Genomic DNA, 15,907 nt, shown 5'->3' on the forward strand with positions numbered 1-15,907 from the left:
GCCGCGGCATGTTCGGCGTGTCCGGAACCGGCGACACTTCCGGGTACGGACGGCTGGTCCGCGGCGTCGAGCTGCCCGGCAGCAGCCCCCGGCCCTACGGCGGGTACTTCGACACAGTGGTTGACACGCTGGCCGAGGCCCTGGCCCGCGACGGCGTCGAGTTCGCCGACGCCGTCGAGAAAACCGTCGTGTACCGCGACGAGCTGACCCTGTTCGTCCACCGCGACCAGTTGCCACAAGTCGCCCAACAGCTGCGCGATGATCCGGAGCTGAGGTTCGAACTGTGCCTGGGTGTCAGCGGCGTGCATTACCCCGAAGACCACGGCCGCGAGCTCCATGCCGTATACCCGCTGAGGTCGATCACGCATAGCCGCATCATTCGGCTGGAAGTGGCTGCGCCCGACGCCGATCCGCACATCCCGTCGCTGTTCGCCGTCTATCCCACCACCGACTGGCACGAACGCGAAACCTATGACTTCTTCGGGATCATCTTCGACGGCCACCCGTCGCTGACGCGCATCGAGATGCCCGACGACTGGCACGGGCATCCGCAGCGCAAGGACTACCCGCTCGGCGGAATCCCGGTCGAATACAAGGGCGCCCAGATACCCCCGCCCGACCAGCGGAGGGCCTACAACTGATGAGCGAATCCACCATACTGGCCGGCGGACAGGACTGGGAGAAGGTCATCGAGGCCGCCCGCACCGCGGACCCCAGCGAACGCATCGTGGTGAACATGGGGCCCCAACACCCCTCCACCCACGGGGTGCTGCGGTTGATCCTGGAGATCGAGGGCGAGACGGTCACCGAGGCCCGCTGCGGAATCGGATTCCTGCACACCGGGATCGAGAAGAATCTGGAGTACCGCAACTGGGCCCAGGGTGTGACGTTCGTGACCCGGATGGACTACCTGTCACCGTTCTTCAACGAGACCGCCTACTGCCTGGGTGTGGAGAAGCTGCTGGGCATCACCGAGGAGATCCCGGAGCGGGTCAACGTGATCCGGGTACTGCTCATGGAGCTCAACCGGATCTCCTCGCACCTGGTTGCGATCGCCACCGGCGGCATGGAACTGGGCGCGATGACTGCCATGTTCCTCGGCTTCCGGGAACGTGAGCTGGTGTTGTCGATCTTCGAGTCGATCACCGGATTGCGGATGAACCACCAGTACATCCGCCCCGGCGGGGTGGCGCAGGATCTGCCCGAGGACATCGTCACGCGGTTGCAGGAGTTTCTCGAGTTGATGCCGCGCCGCCTGCGGGATATCGACAACCTGCTCAACGAGAACGACATCTGGAAGGCCCGCACCCGCGGCGTCGGTTATCTGGATCTGACCGGCTGCATGGCGCTGGGCATCACCGGCCCGGTGCTGCGCTCCACCGGCTTGCCGTATGACATCCGCCGGGCGGAGCCCTATTGCGGGTACGAATCCTATGACTTCGACGTCATCACCGACGACGGCTGCGATGCCTACGGCCGCTACATGATTCGCATCAAGGAGATGAAGGAGTCGTTGAAGATCATCGAGCAGTGCCTGGACAGAGTGGTCCAGCTGGGTGTTTCCGGACCGACCCGGGTCGATGACCGCAAGGTCGCCTGGCCCGCCGATCTGAAGCTGGGCCCCGACGGCTTGGGCAATTCGCCGGAGCACATCGCCCGGATCATGGGCGAATCGATGGAGGGGCTGATTCACCACTTCAAGCTGGTGACCGAGGGCATCCGGGTCCCAGCCGGCCAGGTGTTCGTCTCAGTGGAGTCGCCGCGCGGAGAGTTGGGGGTGCACATGGTGTCTGACGGAGGAACTCGGCCCTACCGGGTGCACTACCGGGATCCGTCGTTCACCAACCTGCAGGCCGTCGCCGCAATGTCCGAAGGCGGCCTGGTCGCCGATCTCATCGCCGCGGTCGCCAGCATCGACCCGGTGATGGGTGGGGTCGACCGGTGACGGCACCCAGCGCCGGCACCGGCGGCGAACGGGTATTTCTGCAACTGGGCCGGCCACCAGACGAGCCGGGCCAGTTCGACACCAGCGCCGACGCCCCGCGTGAATATCCGCCCGCGGTGCGGGCCCGGCTGGAGGCAGAGGCCCAAGCGATCATCGCTCGTTACACCGCGGCGCATCAACCCAACGCCGGCGCCCCCAGTCCCGCGGCCCGTTCGGCGATCCTGCCGCTGCTGCATCTGGTGCAGGCCGAAGACTCCTATCTGACCCCGGCAGGGTTGGCGTTCTGCGCCGAGCAACTGGGGTTGACCGGTGCCGAAGTCGCCGCGGTCGCTTCGTTTTACACGATGTATCGTCGCTCCCCCACCGGCGAGTACCTGGTCGGGGTGTGCACCAACACGTTGTGCGCGATGATGGGCGGCGACGCCATCTTTGACACGCTCGCCGAGGTTCTCGGTGTCGGCAACGACGAAACCACCGATGACGGCATCATCACCCTGCAACGGGTGGAGTGCAACGCCGCCTGCGACTACGCCCCTGTGGTGATGGTCAACTGGGAGTTCTTCGACCGCCAGACACCGGAATCCGCACAGAAACTGGTCGAGGCCCTCCGCTCCGGCGACACGGTCTCACCCACCCGCGGCGCGGCATTGTGCGGGTTTCGCAGCGCGGAGCGCATCCTGGCCGGCTTCGCCGACGAACGGCCCGACACCGGCCAGGGCGGTCCCGGCGAGGCGACGCTGGCCGGTCTGCGGATAGCCCAACAGCACGGGATAGCAACACCTCCGGATGGGGACGGCCAGTGGTGACCACCCACGCGACTCCGTTGACCCCGGTCCTCAGCCGGTACTGGGATGAACCCGAGTCCTGGACGCTGGACACCTATCGACGCCACGGCGGCTACCAGGCCATGCAGAAGGCGCTGGCCACCGAACCCGACACGGTGATCGGCACCCTCAAGGAATCCGGGCTGCGCGGTCGCGGCGGCGCCGGCTTCTCCACCGGCACCAAATGGTCGTTCATTCCCCAAGACGCGTCGGGTGCCGGCGCCAAACCGCACTACCTGGTGGTCAACGCCGACGAATCCGAGCCCGGCACCTGCAAGGACATGCCGTTGCTGCTGGCTACGCCGCACGCGCTGATCGAAGGCATCATCATCTGCTGCTACGCGATTCGCGCCAGTCACGCCTTCATCTATGTGCGCGGCGAGGTGCTGCCGGTGGTCCGCCGCCTTCAAGCAGCGGTCGCCGAAGCCTATGCCGCAGGGTATTTGGGCCGCGATATCGGCGGCTCCGGTTTCCATCTGGATGTCGTGGTGCACGCCGGTGCGGGCGCCTACATCTGCGGGGAGGAGACCGCGCTACTCGATTCACTGGAAGGCCGGCGTGGCCAGCCTCGGCTGCGTCCGCCGTTCCCGGCGGTGTCGGGACTGTATGCCTGCCCGACGGTGGTCAACAACGTCGAATCCATTGCCAGCGTGCCACCGATCATCCTGTACGGGGTGGACTGGTTTCGGTCGATGGGCACCGAGAAATCGCCGGGTTTCACGCTGTACTCACTGTCCGGGCACGTCAACCGTCCCGGCCAGTACGAGGCTCCGCTGGGGATCACGCTGCGTGAACTACTGGACTACGCCGGCGGGGTGCGCGACGGCCACCGGCTGAAGTTCTGGACGCCGGGCGGGTCGTCGACCCCGATCCTCACCGAGGAGCACCTCGACGTCCCGCTGGACTACGAGGGCATGGCATCGGTCGGGTCGATGCTGGGCACCAAGGCGCTGCAGATATTCGATGACACTACCTGCGTGGTGCGCGCGGCGCGGCGCTGGTCGCAGTTCTACAAGCACGAATCCTGCGGCAAATGCACACCATGCCGTGAGGGCACCTACTGGCTGGTCCCGATCTACGAGCGGCTGGAGACCGGCCGCGGCACCATGGAGGACCTGGACACGTTGCTCGACATCGCCGATGCGATGTTCGGTAAGTCGTTCTGCGCGTTGGGTGATGGCGCGGCGATGCCGGTGCAGTCATCGATCCAGCATTTCCGCGATGAATACATCGCGCACGTCGAACAGGGCCGCTGCCCCTTCGACCCAGCCGCAACCATATTCGTGCCGAACGGATCGACGGGAGGGGTGGCGTGAACAGCCCGGCGGAGACGGTGACGATCACCATTGACGACACCGAGGTCACAGTCCCCAAGGGCACGTTGGTGATTCGCGCCGCGGAGATGATCGGCATCGAAATCCCACGGTTCTGCGACCATCCGCTGCTCGATCCGGTCGGCGCCTGCCGGCAGTGCATGGTCGAGATCGAAGGCCAGCGCAAGCCGATGGCGTCGTGCACGGTGGTGGCCACCGACGGCATGGTGGTGCGCACCCAGCACAGCTCGCCGTCCGCCGACAAGGCGCAAAACCTGGTCATGGAGCTGCTGCTCATCAACCACCCGCTGGACTGCCCGATGTGCGACAAGGGCGGGGAATGTCCGCTGCAGAACCAGGCGATGACCAGCGGGCGGCCCGAAACCCGGTTCCACGACGACAAGCGCCGGTTCCCGAAGCCGATCAACATCTCCTCACAGGTGCTGCTGGACCGCGACCGCTGCATCCTGTGCGCCCGCTGCACCCGATTCTCCAATCAGATCGCCGGTGATCCGTTCATCGAATTGCTGGAGCGTGGTGCGCTGCAACAAGTCGGCATCTACGCCGACGAACCGTTCGACTCGTACTTCTCAGGCAACACGGTGCAGGTCTGCCCGGTGGGGGCGTTGACCGGCGCGTCCTACCGATTCCGCGCCCGCCCATTCGATTTGGTGTCCAGCCCGAGCGCCTGCGAGCACTGCGCTTCGGGTTGTGCACAACGCACCGACCACCGCCGCGGCAAGGTGATGCGCCGGATGGCCGGCGACGACCCCGAGGTCAACGAAGAGTGGAACTGCGACAAGGGCCGGTGGGCGTTCACCTACGCCACCGCCGACGATCGGATCACCACACCGCTGATCCGCGATGCGGACGGAAGGCTGCATCCGACCTCGTGGCCCAACGCGCTGGCCCTGGCGGCCCGCGGGTTGGCCGCCGCACGCGGACGCGCCGGGGTCCTGGTCGGCGGGCGGGTGACGCTGGAGGACGCCTACGCCTACAGCAAGTTCGCCCGGATGGCGTTGGGCAGCGACGATATCGACTTCCGGGCGCGGGCGCACTCGGCGGAGGAGGCCGCGTTCCTTACCGCGCGGGTGGCGGGCCGGCGAAGCGTCAGCTATGCCGATCTGGAAGCCGCGCCGACGGTGCTACTGGCCGGGTTCGAGCCGGAGGAAGAGTCCCCGATCGTGTTCCTGCGGCTGCGTAAGGCAGCCCGCAAGCACGGCACCCGGGTCTACGCGTTGGGTCCGTTCGCCGACCGCGGCCTGGCCAAGATGGCGGGGACCCTGGTGCCGACCCGCCCGGGCGCCGAGCCGGAGGAATTGGATCGGTTGCGCGATAGCGATATCGGCGATGCGTTGCGCGCCCCGGGCGCGGTGATCCTGGCCGGCGAACGGCTGGCGACGATTCCCGGTGCGCTGTCGGCTGCACTTCGACTGGCCGACGCCACCGGGGCACGCCTGGCGTGGGTGCCCCGCCGCGCCGGGGAACGCGGGGCCCTGGACGCGGGAGCACTGGCCGGACTGCTGCCCGGCGGCCGCCCGCTGACCGATGGTGAGGCCCGCGCACAGGTCGAGACACTCTGGGGCGCCGATGATCTGCCGGCGACTCCCGGACGCGACACCGCCGCCATCCTGGCCGCTGCCGCCGACGGTACCCTGGGCGCACTGCTGATCGGCGGCGTCGAACCCGACGACCTCGCCGACCCGTCGGCGGCGCTGACGGCATTGGACGGCGTCGGGTTCCTGGTCAGTTTGGAGTTGCGGCACAGCGCGGTCACCGAACGCGCCGATGTGGTGCTTCCGATCGCGCCGGTAGCCGAGAAGGCCGGCACGTTTGTCGACTGGGAGGGCCGGCCACGCAGCTTCGAGGTGGCGCTGTCCGATACCGGCGTACTTCCGGATCTGCGGGTGCTCGACGCGCTGGCCGACGAAATGAGCGTCGACCTGGCTCTGCCCACCGCCGCCGCGGTACGCGCCGAGCTGGCCGCACTGGGCGAGTGGTCGGGTGCCCGGGCCGCGGATCCACAAGTCGGCGCCGCGGATCCGATCCAGCCACAATCGGGTGAGGCCGTCCTGGCGAGTTGGCGGATGTTGCTCGACTGCGGCCGCGGACAGGACGGCGAACCTCACCTGGCCGGCACAGCACGCACCCCGGTGGTGCGGCTGTCGGCGGCCACAGCCGCGGAGATCGGAGCGGCAGAAGGCGATCTGGTGCGGGTCAGCACGGCAAATGGATCCATCGCCCTGCCACTGCGGATCACCGAGATGGGCGACCGGGTGGTGTGGCTGCCGATGAACTCACCGGGATCGGCGGTCCACCGGCAACTCGAAGTAACCTCCGGCGCCGTCGTACAGATCGGGGCATCGTCATGACCGGCTCATTCGGGACCGACCCGTGGTGGCTGATCGTCGCCAAAGCTGTTGCGGTTTTCGCATTTCTGGTGCTGACCGTGCTGGTGGCCATCATCGCCGAACGCAAGGTGCTGGGCCGTATGCAGCTTCGGCCCGGCCCCAACCGGGTCGGCCCGCGCGGCTACCTGCAAAGTCTGGTCGACGGCATCAAGCTTGCGCTCAAGGAGGGCATCACCCCCGCCGACGTCGACCATCCCATCTATGTCCTGGCCCCGATCATCTCGGTGATCACCGCGATCACGGCGTTCGCGGTGATCCCGTTCGGTCCGGTGGTCAGCGTGCTCGGGCATCCGACCATGCTGCAGTTGGCCGACCTGCCGATCGGGGTGTTGTTCATCCTGGCGATGTCGTCGATCGGCGTGTACGGGATCGTGCTGGCCGGCTGGTCATCGGGATCGACCTATCCGCTGCTCGGCGGTATCCGGTCCACCGCACAGGTCATCTCCTACGAGATCGCCATGGGTTTGGCCTTCGCTTCGGTATTCCTGTACGCGGGCACCATGTCGACGTCGGGAATCGTGTCCGCGCAAGACCGGCACTGGTATGTATTCCTGCTGCTGCCCTCGTTTTTGGTCTATCTGGTGTCGATGGTCGGTGAAACCAACCGGGCACCCTTCGACCTGCCGGAGGCCGAAGGCGAGTTGGTCGCCGGTTTTCACACCGAATACTCATCGCTGAAGTTCGCGATGTTCTTCCTGGCCGAGTACGTCAACATGACGACCGTGTCCGCGTTGGCCGCCACCCTGTTCCTGGGCGGATGGCACGCACCCTGGCCGTTCAACATGTTCGAGGCGGCCAACCAAGGCTGGTGGCCGCTGCTGTGGTTCATCACCAAGGTGTGGGGCTTCATGTTCTTCTACATGTGGCTGCGCGCCACCCTGCCCCGGCTGCGCTACGACCAGTTCATGGCGTTGGGCTGGATGATCCTGATTCCGGTGGCGCTGGTGTGGGTGATGGTCGCCGCGGTGTTCCGGACCGCGGCCAACGCGGGCTACCCGCACACCCAGCCGCTGCTCGCGGCCGCCGGCGCGGTCATGACGGCGGCCGTGCTGTGGCTTGTCCGAAAACGTTCCGACGCGCCGAGTATTCCGCGCGTTCCCACGACGGCACCGACAGTGGCGCCCGGGGCATTCCCGACTCCGCCGCTGCCGGGTCACAGCTATGCCGGAAAGGAGGAGCAGCATGGCTAATTTCTTCCGCAGATCCTATGAGGCCCTCGCCGGGTTCGGCGTCACCTTCGGCTCGATGTTCAAACGCCCGATCACCGAGGAATATCCGGAGAAGCCGGGTCCGGTCGCGCCCCGCTGGCACGGCCGCCACCAGCTCAACCGTTACCCGGACGGCTTGGAGAAGTGCATCGGCTGCGAATTGTGCGCCTGGGCGTGCCCGGCCGACGCGATCTACGTCGAGGGTGCCGACAACACCGACCAGGAGCGCTTCTCCCCCGGCGAACGCTACGGCCGCGTCTACCAGATCAACTATCTGCGCTGCATCGGCTGCGGGTACTGCATCGAGGCCTGCCCGACCCGTGCGCTGACGATGACCACCAACTACGAGATCGCCGACGACAATCGCGCCGACCTGATCTTTGACCGGCAGAAGTTGCTGGCACCACTGGAACCCGGTATGACGGCCCCGCCGCACGCGATGGCGCCCGGAGCCAGCCACCTGGACTACTACCGCGGCAACATCACCGCCGGCGGTCTGCGCGAGACGCAGGACATCCGGGAGCTGCTTGCCGAGCAGAGCACCGGCGAGGACCGATGACCGGGCACCTGCTGGCCGCCGACGCCGTCGCCTCAACCGGTGAGGCAGTCACCTTCTGGATTCTGGGCGCGCTGGCGTTGATCGGTGCGCTGGGGGTGGTGATGGCGGCCAAAGCCATGTATTCGGCGATGTTCTTGGCGATGACCATGCTCATCCTGTCCGTCTTCTACTTCATGCAGGATGCGATGTTTCTGGGCGTGGTGCAGGTGGTGGTCTACACCGGCGCGGTGATGATGTTGTTCCTGTTCGTCATGATGCTGATCGGCGTCGATTCCGCCGAGTCGCTGACCGAGACGCTGCGCGGCCAGCGCGTCGCCGCGGTGGTGGCCGGAGTCGGGTTCGGTGTGCTGCTGATCGCCGCGATCGGTGGAGTCAGCATGACGTTCGCCGGGCTGGCCGACGCCAACGAGGGCGGCAACGTCGAAGGGTTGGCGGTGCTGATCTTCACCCGATATCTGTGGGCGTTCGAGTTGACCAGCGCGTTGCTGATCACTGCCGCGATCGCCGCGATGGTGCTGGCGCACCGCGAACGCTTCGAGGCCCGAAAGACCCAGCGGGAGCTGTCCATCGAACGCTTCCAACAGGGCAGATATCCCACTCCGTTGCCCAGCCCGGGCATCTATGCCCGCCACAACGCGGTGGATGTCGCTGCCCGGCTGCCCGACGGAACCTTCTCCAAGCTGTCGGTGCCGCAGGTGCTGCGTCAGCGGACCGTATCCCGCGCCAGCAACGACGCAGAGCAGGAAACCCCATGAATCCAGCGAACTACCTGTACCTCTCGGTGCTGCTGTTCAGCATCGGCGCCGTCGGTGTGCTGTTGCGACGCAACGCGATAGTGATGTTCATGTGCGTCGAGTTGATGCTCAACGCGGTGAACCTGGCCTTCGTGACGTTTGCACGCATGCACGGGCACCTCGACGGACAGATGGTGGCGTTCTTCACCATGGTGGTTGCTGCCTGCGAAGTGGTCGTCGGCCTGGCCATCATCATGTCCATCTTCCGTACCCGCAGATCGGCCTCGGTCGACGACGTGAACCTACTCAAAGGCTAGCCGTTGATGACACTTCTGAGTTGGCTGCTGGTGGCGCTGCCGTCGGCCGGGGCGCTGCTGCTCCTGGTCGGCGGCCGGCGCACCGACCGGTGGGGACACCTGCTGGGGTGTCTGACCGTGCTGGGATCGTTCGCCTCAGGCCTGGTGCTGCTCGCCGACCTGCTGCAGCACACCGGCACCGAACGCAGCATTCACCCCACCTTGTTCAGCTGGATTCCGGTCGCCGACTTGCGAATCGATTTCGGGCTGCTGCTGGATCCGCTGTCGATCTGCTTCGTGCTGCTGATCAGTGGCGTCGGTTCGCTGATCCATATCTACTCGATCGCCTACATGGCCGACGACCCCGATCGTCGGCGCTTTTTCGCCTACCTCAATCTGTTCGTGGCCGCGATGCTGTTGCTGGTGGTCGCCGACAACTACCTCGGCCTCTACGTCGGTTGGGAAGGCGTGGGGCTGGCGTCGTATCTGCTGATCGGATTCTGGTACCAACGGCCGTCGGCGGCAACCGCCGGCAAGAAAGCCTTCGTGTCCAACCGGGTCGGCGACATCGGGCTCTCATTGGCCATGTTCGTGATGTTCGCCAACTTCGGGACCCTGTCGTTCCAGGGAGTGTTCGCCGGAGCACCGGAGGCCTCGGGCGGCACGCTGACCGCGATCGGTCTGCTGTTGCTGCTGGGCGCCTCCGCCAAATCAGCCCAGGTGCCGTTGCAGGCCTGGCTTTTCGACGCCATGGAAGGTCCGACGCCGGTCTCGGCCCTGATCCACGCCGCCACCATGGTGACCGCCGGGGTGTATCTGATTGTGCGGTCCGGTCCGCTCTATGACCTGTCGCCGGACGCGCGGTTGGCGGTTCTGGTCCTCGGCACGATCACCCTGCTGTTCGGAGCGATCATCGGCTGCGCCAAGGACGACATCAAGCGGGCGCTGGCCGCGTCGACCATCAGCCAGATCGGCTACATGGTGCTCGCCGCCGGCCTGGGCCCGGCCGGCTATGCGTTTGCGATCCTGCACCTACTCACGCACGGCTTCTTCAAAGCCGGCCTGTTCCTGGGCTCCGGTGCGGTGATCCACGCCATGGACGACGAGCAGGACATGCGCCGCTACGGCGGATTGCGAACCGTCGTGCCGATCACCTTCGTGACATTCGGACTGTGCTATCTGGCGATCATCGGCGTCCCGCCGTTCGCCGGGTTCTACTCGAAGGACGCCATCATCGAGGCCGCCCTGGCCGACGGCGGGGTGCGGGGCGCCGTCCTGGGGGGTGCGGCCGTACTCGGGGCGGGAATCACGGCCTTCTACATGACCCGCGTCATGATCATGACGTTCTTCGGCGAAAAGCGTTGGGCTCCTGATGCGCATCCGCACGAGGCGCCACGGACGATGACGGTGCCGATGATGGTGCTGGCGGTCGGCGCGGTGTTCTCCGGTGCGCTGCTCGCCATCGGCGGCCGGTTGCAGAGTTGGCTGGAGCCGGTGGTCGGCGTGCACGAAGATGCGGGGCACGCCGTTTCGCCTCTGGTCAGCGGTGCCGTCACCTTCCTGGTCGTGTTGGCCGGTGCGGCGGTCGCCGTCCGGATGTACGCGCGCAAGCCGATTCCGGCGACGGCACCTGCCGAGGTGTCCGCACTGACGCGCGCCGCGCGTCGCGACCTGTATGGCGACGCCGTGAACGAGGAGGTGTTCATGCGCCCCGGCGACCGATTGGCCCGAGCGCTGGTGCAGGTCGACGACCGGGTGGTCGACGGCTCGGTCAATGGTCTGGCCGCGGAGGTGAGCCGCACCTCAGGTTGGTTGCGCGGCATGCAGACCGGGTACGCCCGCAACTACGCGTTGACCATGCTGGCCGGAGCGGTGCTGCTGGTCGCGGTGATCTTGGCGGTGCAGCTGTGATCCCCTGGCTGAGTCTGCTCTGGCTGGTGCCCATCGGCGGGGCGCTGTTGGTGATGGCGTTGCCGGCGACGGCGCCGACGCTGGCCCGCTGGACTGGTCTAGCGGTGAGCCTGGCGGTGCTGGCAGTGGCGATCGGGCTGACCGTGGGATTCGATATCTGCGGTCCCACTTACCAGTTCACCGAGGCGCATTCCTGGATCCCGGCGTTCGGTGCCGGCTACACACTCGGCGTGGACGGAATCGCGCTGGTGCTGGTGCTGCTCACCGCGGTGCTGGTGCCCCTGCTGATCCTGGCCGGCTGGCACGACGGCGGTGAACGCAGCCGCGGCGTTCACGCGTACGTCGCGTTAACGCTGACGGTCGAGTCGATGGTGTTGATCTCGCTTGTCTCGCTCGACATTCTGCTGTTCTACGTGTTCTTCGAGGCGATGCTCATCCCGATGTACTTCCTGATCGGCGGCTTCGGCCACGGTGCGAACAGGTCACGGGCAGCGCTCAAGTTTCTGCTCTACAACCTGTTCGGCGGGCTGATCATGCTGGCCGCGGTGATCGGCGTGTACGTGGTGACCGCCCGACACGGGGTGGGCACGTTCGACTTCCGGGACGCCGTCGCCGCATTGGCGCCGGGATCCAGTGCGGTGGACCCCACGGTCCTCAAAGCATTGTTCCTCGGCTTCATGTTCGCCTTCGCCGTCAAGGCCCCGCTGTGGCCGTTGCACCGTTGGCTTCCCGACGCCGCAGTCGAGGCCACCCCGGCCTCCGCGGTACTGATGATGGCGGTGATGGACAAGGTTGGCACCTTCGGCATGCTGCGTTACTGTCTGCAGTTGTTCCCAGACGCCGCCGCGTATTTCCGGCCTGCGATCGTCGTGCTGGCGGTCATCGGCGTCGTCTACGGCGCGATGGTGGCAATCGGCCAGACCGACATCATGCGGCTGATCTCCTACACCTCGATATCGCACTTCGGGTTCATCATCCTGGGCATCTTCGTGATGACCAGCCAAGGTCAGAGCGGCTCGGCGCTGTACATGGTCAACCACGGCCTGTCCACCGCAGCGGTGTTCCTGATCGCCGGATTCCTGATTTCGCGACGCGACGGCGCACGATCGATCGCCGCCTATGGCGGAGTGCAGAAGGTGGCACCGGTACTGGCCGGCACGTTCCTGGTGTCGGCGATGGCAACGCTGTCGCTGCCCGGGCTGGCGCCGTTCATCAGTGAATTCCTGGTTCTGTTGGGCACATTCAACCGGTACTGGCTGGCCGCAGTCTTCGGCTCGACCGCGTTGGTGCTGTCGTCGATCTACATGCTGTGGCTCTACCAGCGGGTGATGACCGGGCCGGTCACACCGGACAACGACCGAATCCGTGACCTGGTGCCCCGCGAACTCGTCGTCGTGGCACCACTGATCGCGCTGCTGCTGTTTTTGGGCTTGTATCCCAAACCGATGCTGGATCTGATCAACCCCGCGGTCGAACACACGATGACCACGACCGGCCAACACGATCCGACGCCGCCGCATCGCGCGGAAGGACCCATCCGATGAACGCACCCAGCGTCGAATACTCGTTGCTGTTGCCGCTGTTGATCGTGTTTGGTGCGGCAGTGCTCGGCCTGCTGGGCGAGGCGTTCCTGCCGCGCCGGATGCGCTACCCGGCCCAACTGAACCTGGCGTTGACCGGCCTGATCGCCGCGTTCTTGTCGCTGATCGTCGTCGCAAACAAGGTTCCGGCGGCCGGCCTGGACGCGGTGCGGGGGGCGATCGCGGTCGATCGGCCGGCAGTGCTGCTGCAGGGCACGGTGCTGCTGGTGGCGATCCTTGCGGTCATCTTCATCGCCGAACGCAATCTCGCGCCGCAGGTCGTCGGCGACAAAGCCGACATCCTGGTGAGCGCCGGCGGGTTGGATTCGTTCACCCCACAGGGTTCCGCGGTTCCGGACAGCATCCCCGAGCAGCAGGCGCTGCGGGCCGGGGTGATGCAGACCGAGATCTTCCCGCTGGTCATGTTCTCGGTTGGCGGCATGCTGGTGTTTCCCGCCGCCAACGACCTGCTGACCATGTTCGTTGCATTGGAGACCCTGTCGCTGCCGTTGTACCTGCTGTGCGGGCTCGCCCGCTACCGCCGCCAGCTGTCGCAGGAAGCAGCGTTGAAATACTTCTTGCTCGGCGCATTCTCGTCCGCCTTCTTCCTGTACGGCGCGGCCCTGCTGTACGGCGACACCGGCACCCTGGCGATCCCCGGGATCGGTGCGGCGTTGGCAACCCACGGCGTCGACGCCATGGCGCTGGCCGGGGTGGCGCTGTTGTCGGTCGGGTTGCTGTTCAAGGTCGGCGCGGTACCGTTCCACTCCTGGATCCCCGACGTCTATGTCGGCGCTCCCACCCCGATCACCGGATTCATGGCCGCGGCAACGAAAGTCGCGGCGTTCGGCGCGCTGCTGAGAGTGGTGTACGTCGCGCTGCCGGCGCTGCACGACCAGTGGCGGCCGGCGCTGTGGATGATCTCGATTCTGACGATGGTGGTGGCGACCGTCGCGGCGGTGAACCAGACCGATGTCAAACGGATGCTGGCGTATTCGTCGGTGTCGCACGTCGGCTTCGTGCTCACCGGTGTGGTTTCCGACATCCCCGCGGGTGTGTCGTCGACCCTGTTCTATCTGATCGCATACAGCTTCTCCACGGTCGGCGCCTTCGCGATTCTGGGCCTGGTGCGCGGCGCTGACGGCGTCGAGGATGGCGATATGGCCCACTGGGCCGGCTTGGGACGTCGCAACCCGATAGTCGGCGTGATGTTTTCGATGTTCCTGCTGGCGTTCGCCGGCATTCCGTTGACCAGCGGATTCATCAGCAAGTTCGCGGTGTTCTCCGCGGCGGCCCAGGGCGGCGCCGCGCCGCTGGTGGTGGTGGGTGTGGTCGCCAGCGGGGTGGCCGCCTACTTCTACGTGCGGGTGATTCTGCTGCTGTTCTTCACCGACCCGACCGAGGACACCCCGAACGTGGTGGTGCCCGGGGTGTTGAGCAAGGCTGCGATCGCGGTGTGCGCCGCGGTCACCGTGCTGTTGGGTGTCATGCCGCAACCCCTGTTCGACGTGGTCGATGCGGCGACCTGGTTCAGTCTCTGATGAGCTACGTACTCACCGCCGACCAGGGTTCGGTCCGGCTGCTGACCATGAACCGTCCTGAGGCGCGGAATGCGCTGAGCCCGGATCTGATTGGTGCGCTGTACGCCGCCTTCGCCGATGCCGATGCCGACCCGCAGGTGCGTGCCGTGGTGCTTACCGGCGCCGACCCCGCGTTCTGCGCCGGTGTCGATCTCAAGGCGGCCCAGCAGCTGGGCATGGCGTACTTCGAGCGGTTTCAGACCGAGAACTGCATCACAGCCACCGCTGGCATGGATACACCGATCATTGCGGCGATCAACGGGCCGGTGTTCACTGGTGGCCTGGAGATGGCCTTGGGCTGCGACTTCATGATCGCCTCGGAGCGAGCCGTATTTGCCGACACCCATGCCCGAGTCGGCATTCTGCCCGGCGGAGGCATGACGGCTCGACTGCCGCGGCTGGTGGGCGCCGCGATGGCGCGGAGGCTGTCGATGACCGGTGAGGTGGTCGACGCCGCCCGCGCCGAGCAGATCGGGCTGGTCACCGAGGTGCTGCCGCATGACCGGTTGATTCCGCGGGCTATCGAGCTGGCCACCCAGATCGCCGAAGTGCCGGGGCCGACCATGGCTGCGCTCAAGCAGATCTACGTGTCCGGTGGCGCCGCGGTCACCGATGGGGCGCTGGCCGCTGAGCAGGCCATCGCAGGCGCCGCGTCGGATCTGGGCGGTCTGGGTGACCGGTTTCGTGCGGTGAGCGACCGCAACCGCCGCCAGATCGGTGATAGGGCCTAGGGAATATCCAGGCCGGGCCGGGTGCGCCCACCCGCCAACGACAAGCTTTCAAAGAGGGTTTGCTTCTTTGGTTTTCGCGGTTATCCACAGTTGCGAGTTGATCCACAGATCCATCCGCGGTTGACCGCTCTCGAGTAGTATTCGCTCGTTTGTTCGATAGCATGGTGTCATGTCGATCAGCGAGGAGGTCCTGCTTCCGCAGGAGGCGGCGCGTGCCGCGGTGCGCGCCGAGCTCGATGTGATCGACGCCGCCTACGCCCGACTGCGCGCCGCGGATACCGAGCTGGTGGGCAACGCGTTTCGCATCCAGGTCGCCGAACGCCTGGAAACCCAGGACCGAGTCAACCGCGGCCTGTCCTATCGGATGTTCGGCGAAATCGAGGACCCCCTCGAAGGCCTCACCCACCCCGACCTGCCCCACGGCGTGCGCGCCGATGACCTGCTGCACCAACGGCTGCGGATCACCCGCGGCGAAACCAAACGCCGCTTCACCCTGGCCGCCCGCATCCGCACCCGCCACACCCTCACCGGAGCCGATCTCCCGCCCGCCCTGCCCGAGCTGGCCGCCGCCGTGGCCGCCGGCACACTCGGCCAAGACCACATCACCGCCATCACCAAAGCCCTCGATCACCTACCATCCAAAGCCACCCCGCAGGATGCCCAACGAGCCGAGCACGCACTCGTCGCCCACGCCCAACGCCAAGACGCCCCGTTCGTGGCCATCGTCGGCGCCGAAATCGCCGACGCCATCGCCGAACGCGAAGGCCAATACACCGACACCGACCGCGCCCGGCGCCGCACCCTGCACCTGGGCC

The 15,907-nt window shown here is 66.4% G+C and carries 14 protein-coding genes; all 14 read left to right on the top strand.

Annotated features, from left to right (window positions below; translation table 11 throughout):
* Nucleotides 1–8 precede the first annotated feature (8 nt).
* On the top strand, nt 9–641 hold the full coding sequence (locus AC5Y36_RS19545) for an NADH-quinone oxidoreductase subunit C (protein ID WP_500042616.1): 633 nt from the start codon (nt 9–11) through the stop codon (nt 639–641).
* Nucleotides 641–1,945 (top strand): NADH dehydrogenase (quinone) subunit D, encoded by a 1,305-nt coding sequence (gene nuoD / locus AC5Y36_RS19550; protein ID WP_500042598.1) that lies wholly within the window; start codon nt 641–643, stop codon nt 1,943–1,945. The genes AC5Y36_RS19545 and nuoD overlap by 1 nt, the downstream gene beginning before the upstream one ends.
* Nucleotides 1,942–2,751, top strand: coding sequence for an NADH-quinone oxidoreductase subunit NuoE (gene nuoE / locus AC5Y36_RS19555; RefSeq protein ID WP_500042599.1), 810 nt, complete (start codon nt 1,942–1,944; stop codon nt 2,749–2,751). The genes nuoD and nuoE overlap by 4 nt, the downstream gene beginning before the upstream one ends.
* On the top strand, nt 2,748–4,085 hold the full coding sequence (gene nuoF / locus AC5Y36_RS19560) for an NADH-quinone oxidoreductase subunit NuoF (RefSeq protein ID WP_500042600.1): 1,338 nt from the start codon (nt 2,748–2,750) through the stop codon (nt 4,083–4,085). The genes nuoE and nuoF overlap by 4 nt, the downstream gene beginning before the upstream one ends.
* On the top strand, nt 4,082–6,454 hold the full coding sequence (locus AC5Y36_RS19565) for an NADH-quinone oxidoreductase subunit G (protein WP_500042601.1): 2,373 nt from the start codon (nt 4,082–4,084) through the stop codon (nt 6,452–6,454). The genes nuoF and AC5Y36_RS19565 overlap by 4 nt, the downstream gene beginning before the upstream one ends.
* The gene (nuoH, locus tag AC5Y36_RS19570; RefSeq protein WP_500042602.1) at nt 6,451–7,683 is read left to right on the top strand and encodes an NADH-quinone oxidoreductase subunit NuoH; all 1,233 of its coding nucleotides are present in this window, start codon (nt 6,451–6,453) and stop codon (nt 7,681–7,683) included. The genes AC5Y36_RS19565 and nuoH overlap by 4 nt, the downstream gene beginning before the upstream one ends.
* A complete protein-coding gene (gene nuoI / locus AC5Y36_RS19575) occupies nt 7,676–8,260 on the top strand; it encodes an NADH-quinone oxidoreductase subunit NuoI (protein ID WP_500042603.1) in 585 nt (194 codons plus the stop codon). The genes nuoH and nuoI overlap by 8 nt, the downstream gene beginning before the upstream one ends.
* On the top strand, nt 8,257–9,015 hold the full coding sequence (locus AC5Y36_RS19580) for an NADH-quinone oxidoreductase subunit J (protein ID WP_500042604.1): 759 nt from the start codon (nt 8,257–8,259) through the stop codon (nt 9,013–9,015). The genes nuoI and AC5Y36_RS19580 overlap by 4 nt, the downstream gene beginning before the upstream one ends.
* On the top strand, nt 9,012–9,311 hold the full coding sequence (gene nuoK / locus AC5Y36_RS19585; RefSeq protein WP_500042605.1) for an NADH-quinone oxidoreductase subunit NuoK: 300 nt from the start codon (nt 9,012–9,014) through the stop codon (nt 9,309–9,311). Before AC5Y36_RS19580 ends, nuoK begins: the two co-directional genes overlap by 4 nt.
* Nucleotides 9,312–9,317: 6 nt before the next feature.
* The gene (nuoL, locus tag AC5Y36_RS19590) at nt 9,318–11,201 is read left to right on the top strand and encodes an NADH-quinone oxidoreductase subunit L (protein WP_500042606.1); all 1,884 of its coding nucleotides are present in this window, start codon (nt 9,318–9,320) and stop codon (nt 11,199–11,201) included.
* Nucleotides 11,198–12,745 (top strand): NADH-quinone oxidoreductase subunit M, encoded by a 1,548-nt coding sequence (locus AC5Y36_RS19595; RefSeq protein ID WP_500042607.1) that lies wholly within the window; start codon nt 11,198–11,200, stop codon nt 12,743–12,745. The genes nuoL and AC5Y36_RS19595 overlap by 4 nt, the downstream gene beginning before the upstream one ends.
* Nucleotides 12,742–14,322: an NADH-quinone oxidoreductase subunit NuoN gene (nuoN, locus tag AC5Y36_RS19600; RefSeq protein WP_500042608.1), complete on the top strand. Its 1,581-nt coding sequence runs from the start codon at nt 12,742–12,744 to the stop codon at nt 14,320–14,322. The genes AC5Y36_RS19595 and nuoN overlap by 4 nt, the downstream gene beginning before the upstream one ends.
* Complete coding sequence (locus tag AC5Y36_RS19605; protein ID WP_500042609.1) at nt 14,322–15,092, top strand: enoyl-CoA hydratase; 771 nt, start codon at nt 14,322–14,324, stop codon at nt 15,090–15,092. Before nuoN ends, AC5Y36_RS19605 begins: the two co-directional genes overlap by 1 nt.
* A 169-nt stretch (nt 15,093–15,261) precedes the next feature.
* A partial coding sequence (locus AC5Y36_RS19610; RefSeq protein WP_500042610.1) for a DUF222 domain-containing protein occupies nt 15,262–15,907 on the top strand: 646 nt, incomplete at its 3' end.

Source organism: Mycobacterium sp. NGS50, assembly GCF_059812545.1.

What these genes read in the sequence shown, in the direction of transcription:
- nuoK (WP_500042605.1), top strand. Translation starts at nt 9,012, where the DNA reads ATGAATCCAGCGAACTACCTGTACCTCTCGGTGCTGCTGTTCAGCATC.
- nuoL (WP_500042606.1), top strand. Translation starts at nt 9,318, where the DNA reads ATGACACTTCTGAGTTGGCTGCTGGTGGCGCTGCCGTCGGCCGGGGCG.
- nuoH (WP_500042602.1), top strand. Translation starts at nt 6,451, where the DNA reads ATGACCGGCTCATTCGGGACCGACCCGTGGTGGCTGATCGTCGCCAAA.
- AC5Y36_RS19545 (WP_500042616.1), top strand. Translation starts at nt 9, where the DNA reads ATGTTCGGCGTGTCCGGAACCGGCGACACTTCCGGGTACGGACGGCTG.
- nuoI (WP_500042603.1), top strand. Translation starts at nt 7,676, where the DNA reads ATGGCTAATTTCTTCCGCAGATCCTATGAGGCCCTCGCCGGGTTCGGC.
- nuoD (WP_500042598.1), top strand. Translation starts at nt 641, where the DNA reads ATGAGCGAATCCACCATACTGGCCGGCGGACAGGACTGGGAGAAGGTC.
- AC5Y36_RS19580 (WP_500042604.1), top strand. Translation starts at nt 8,257, where the DNA reads ATGACCGGGCACCTGCTGGCCGCCGACGCCGTCGCCTCAACCGGTGAG.
- nuoN (WP_500042608.1), top strand. Translation starts at nt 12,742, where the DNA reads ATGAACGCACCCAGCGTCGAATACTCGTTGCTGTTGCCGCTGTTGATC.
- AC5Y36_RS19605 (WP_500042609.1), top strand. Translation starts at nt 14,322, where the DNA reads ATGAGCTACGTACTCACCGCCGACCAGGGTTCGGTCCGGCTGCTGACC.